Raw genomic sequence first — 3,274 nt, forward strand, 5'->3', positions numbered from 1 at the left:
TGCCAAGTTAGGTTGATGCGTATGAGCTTCATCCAGCCTACACGATTTGATGCATGAATCACGATTTTCATGTATCTCGCATCCCGCATCGTGTATCACACCGGGCGAATGCCATTCGCCACTACTGTCAGCATTCTTAGCTTCCGATCTTTTTGGCAGTGAATAAACAATCTCCCCCTCATTCGTGACAAATACCGTCCCGCCAAAGGTATTAGCGTAAAATTTAACCTTTTCGCCCATCTGTCCTTCATTGGAAATAAAGGGAATCTGGAGTTTTCCTATCTTTTGGTTAACCGCCTTGTTTGACGGTTTACCTGTGCCTTCTTGCGCAAATAACGGAAAAGCAAAACCAAATAACAATAAAAGCACTATCGAAAAGTTAAAAATATGGGTCCTTTTTTTCATAAGTATTGTCCCTTTAAATTAAGGTAAAAGTTTATAGGGTAAAATTGTGCGTGCATTATAGACAACGCAATTCCATCGTCAATATTTAAAAAAGACCAACCACGCATGGGAGAAGCAATGTGGGGGCAGCCCATTAGAAGGTTTTCAAAAGGATAACCCTTGATTTGATTTGCCACGTAACAGAAAATGGTAAGCTCTACTTGTGGCTATTCAGCGTGAACATTATACAGCTTGTTCTGCGGTTCGGTCTTCTCTTTAAAAAACCGCATAAGGCCTGAACCCGCGAATGTAGTTTCCAGTACAATTACGTTCCCAAACAGATACTTCACTATGTTCAGTACAAGGTTTGAGAACGAGAGTATTAATGTTCAAAAACCCGGTTTTTTTACCTGCGTAGTTTTATGTACTCAATATCTTTCATTTCATACTTGCCCAATCCCTTTTTCCCTGCATTGACGATGTGTTTTGCTTTTTGCGATACAGGCATTAAGCGGTTTTCTCTGCGTTTTGCATCTATTATATCAAGCCCTATCCGGTCTATTGCCACAGGGTCTGTTCCAAAAAACAACTGTTCTTCATTCCAAATAGTGTTGGAGGCCTTGGGTCTGGGGCCTCCTGAGAAGCATGCCTGTAATGCGTCAACAATATGCAGGCGCAGTTTATTTTTAATGGCAGGATGGGCGCAAACCTCCGCAGAAGCAGGGTCGCAGTAATAGGGTGAAGAATGAAACCGCGGGGTATTATTTATTACGCCAAATCCGATATTTTTGAGACACAGGGTTACGCCGGCAATGCCATGGTCTTTCATTACCGGCACATTAATAATGGCAGTAGTCTGCTGCGTGACAATCCTGCTGAAAAGAGACCTTGCGCCGTCATCCTGGCGTAATTTCGGGTCATCGTCGTGCGATTCGTAATAGACATCCCTGTCGTATCCTGCCGTATGTTCCGTGCCGTAATACCGTACGCCGGCGGTTCCTCTGTTTACCTCATAGCCTGCGCTGACCAGATGTTCTTCAAAACGGTCCCAGACGATGATATTATTTTCCTTAACGCCTGCAGCAAGCAACCCGGCTATGATGGCGTTTACCACTTCCGGTCTGGTAGAAAGCAATTTGCCGCCTATCGGGTTGATCTTGACGCCTACAACATCCTCCGATGTAAAAAAACAGCGCCAGGCGTCTTTAGTGGTTTTTTTGCCGGTAAGCGCAAACATTCCTTCGTCCACCATTTTATCAACCCTTATTTGATCAGGGGCACTCTTGCTTATAATCCCGATGTCTTTTACGGCAATAACCCTGCTCTTTGATAGCATATCGGTATCAGAATCTGCGCCAAAGGTTTCTCTGAAGCCATTAATGCCCATAGCGCCTATTCCAACCCCAACGGCGCCCATCGCGGCATTCCTTAAGAAATCCCTACGAGAAAAATGATTGTTTTTTAAGTCCATAACATCCTCCTCTTTAAAATGTCAAGAAATTAAGGAACCTATATATTTTTATTTAATTCATACCTTTTAATCACACCGGCGCCAACGCTATCGCCCCACACGTTTACTGCAGTACGGAATCTGTCTAAAATCCAATCAATTGCCAGGATTAATCCAATGCCTTCGATGGGTAAGCCAACGGACTTAAGCACTATTACCATAGTAATTAATCCCGCCTCCGGAATGCCTGCAGCGCCTATGGCTGCAAGTGTTGCGGTAACAAATATAATGATTTGCATTGCGGGCGTCATGGTTATTCCATATGCCTGGGCGATAAATATCGCGGTAACTGCTTCGTAGAGAGCCGTTCCGTCCATATTTATTGTTGCTCCCAACGGAAGAACAAAACTTGCCGTTCTATTTGAAATTTTATTTTTTTCTTCAGCGCATTGCATGGTAAGCGGAAGGGTCGCCGAGCTGGACGCTGTAGAAAATGCATTTAGCAAGGCGGCGCTCATGCCTTTTCCAAAAATAACAGGACTCCTTTTCCCGAATATTTTTAGTATGAGGGGCAAAATAACGAAACCGTGAATGGCAAGACCGATTAAAACCGTAAAAGAATATTTTCCCAGTAAGTACAATTCAGGAATGAATCCGCTGAATCCCCCTGCCTGTCCAACCCTGGAAGAAATCAAACCGAAAATACCAATAGGCGCAATATACAGCACCCAGTGTGTTATTTTCATAACCGCATCATTGAGAATAGAAATGACATTAACCGCAGATTGGGCTTTTGGCCCCAATGCAGATAATGACAGACCAATTAAGATGGAAAAGACAATTAAGGGCAGAATCTCCATTTGAGCCATTGCGGCAAAAATATTATGTGGCAACATCCCCTGCTTCCCGCTTTCTTTGTCACCTATTAGTATTTGTCGAAAGACGCCTCCCATCGTATCCTCATTGACACCATAGGGATTATTTTCCTGTATTGTGTAAGATGCGTCAGGATAGATTTCACCTGTCGACAACCCTTTTCCAGGCTGAATAATGTTTACCAGGGCAATACCGATCAGTACGGCAATACATGTCGTTGTCAGGTAGTAAACTATTGTGCGCCAGCCAAGTGTCCCAAGACTGCTAAGATCGCCGAGATTTGTTATTCCAACAATAAGCGATAAAATAACAATGGGAATTACAAGCATCATTAATGCGTTGATGAATATTTCGCCCAGCAGGGAAAATTTGACTGCTATGTCAGGAACGAATCCCCCCGTTACCATACCTGCAACTACCGCAATAATAATATACAACCTAAATCCTGCAAACAAGGCAAAGCCTTGTTGCAGGAATAGGATTGAAATGGTAGGATTTCCAAGGTATTCGGCGGTATATTGATAACAAAAAACACCTGAAAGGAGATTCACCATTTCGATGAAG

The 3,274-nt window shown here is 43.3% G+C and carries 3 protein-coding genes; all 3 read right to left on the reverse strand.

Annotation, left to right across the window (positions count from 1 at the left end; translation table 11 throughout):
• A partial coding sequence (locus tag QZT26_RS16955) for a hypothetical protein (protein WP_295103842.1) occupies positions 1-405 on the reverse strand: 405 nt, incomplete at its 3' end.
• Between the two features lie 385 nt (positions 406-790).
• Entirely contained in the window at positions 791-1,855 is a 1,065-nt protein-coding gene (locus QZT26_RS16960) for a DUF362 domain-containing protein (RefSeq protein ID WP_099326799.1), read from the reverse strand.
• Between the two features lie 38 nt (positions 1,856-1,893).
• On the reverse strand, positions 1,894-3,274 hold a 1,381-nt coding region (locus tag QZT26_RS16965; RefSeq protein WP_295103845.1), incomplete at its 5' end, for a dicarboxylate/amino acid:cation symporter.

The sequence above is a fragment of the uncultured Candidatus Kuenenia sp. genome (genome assembly GCF_900696675.1).
GTDB classification, from domain to species: domain Bacteria; phylum Planctomycetota; class Brocadiia; order Brocadiales; family Brocadiaceae; genus Kuenenia; species Kuenenia stuttgartiensis_A.